The sequence below is a fragment of the Vallitalea sediminicola genome (assembly GCF_054408565.1).
On the sequence record NZ_BTPT01000322.1, the window covers coordinates 1 to 210 of the forward strand.

Genomic DNA, 210 nt, shown 5'->3' on the forward strand with positions numbered 1-210 from the left:
TGCTATTCAATCTTTTCCCTAGTTTGTTGACTTTTTCCTCTATATCAATAGTTTCACCTATTAGCCCACCTATGACCATACTGGCAATAAATAAGAGTGGCTCATTACTTTTACTGAGATTAATAACTATCCATGTGATTCCCAATGAGATAGCTACTAGTCCTATTGCTTGAAGTAATACTGCTTTCTTTTTTTCTTTGATACCTTTCT

General features: G+C 33.8%; 1 protein-coding gene. It reads right to left on the bottom strand.

The window, feature by feature from the left end; all coding sequences use genetic code 11:
* The coding region (locus ACX6CF_RS26900; protein ID WP_458788445.1) for a DUF554 family protein at positions 1–210 on the bottom strand (210 nt) is incomplete at both ends.